The following is a 488-nucleotide window of genomic DNA, read 5'->3' as shown; positions in this document are numbered from 1 at the left end:
GGTCAGCGGTTCGATCCCGTTAACTCCCATTTAAGCGGGTGTAGTTTAGTGGTAAAACTACAGCCTTCCAAGCTGTTGTCGCGAGTTCGATTCTCGTCACCCGCTTTGAACTTTGTTCAAATTACATTACCAAGTTTTTAACTTGGGCGCGTAGCTCAGGTGGTTAGAGCGCACGCCTGATAAGCGTGAGGTCGGTGGTTCGAGTCCACTCGTGCCCATAAAGTTTGGTCCGTTGGTCAAGGGGTTAAGACACCGCCTTTTCACGGCGGTAACACGGGTTCGAATCCCGTACGGACTATTTTGGAGGATTACCCAAGTCCGGCTGAAGGGAACGGTCTTGAAAACCGTCAGGCGTGTAAAAGCGTGCGTGGGTTCGAATCCCACATCCTCCTTTTGTATTAACGCGGGATGGAGCAGCTCGGTAGCTCGTCGGGCTCATAACCCGAAGGTCGTAGGTTCAAATCCTGCTCCCGCNNTAAGGCTCGGTA

5 tRNA genes are annotated in these 488 nt (G+C 52.3%); all 5 read left to right on the top strand.

What is annotated here, in order from left to right:
- The first annotated feature begins 34 nt into the window (after positions 1-34).
- Positions 35-105, top strand: a tRNA-Gly gene (locus MK480_RS09980).
- Between the two features lie 39 nt (positions 106-144).
- A tRNA-Ile gene (locus tag MK480_RS09975) sits at positions 145-218 on the top strand.
- An 8-nt stretch (positions 219-226) separates the two neighbouring features.
- Positions 227-298 (top strand) — tRNA-Glu (locus MK480_RS09970).
- Positions 299-302: 4 nt separating this feature from the next.
- Positions 303-392 (top strand) — tRNA-Ser (locus tag MK480_RS09965).
- A gap of 10 nt (positions 393-402) precedes the next feature.
- Positions 403-474, top strand: a tRNA-Met gene (locus MK480_RS09960).
- The last annotated feature ends 14 nt before the right edge of the window (positions 475-488 follow it).

This window comes from Streptococcus mitis (assembly GCF_026782895.1).
In the GTDB taxonomy this organism is placed as follows: domain Bacteria; phylum Bacillota; class Bacilli; order Lactobacillales; family Streptococcaceae; genus Streptococcus; species Streptococcus mitis_CB.
The sequence above is the reverse complement of the archived record's forward strand: the minus strand, read 5'-3'. Positions and strand labels throughout refer to the sequence as shown.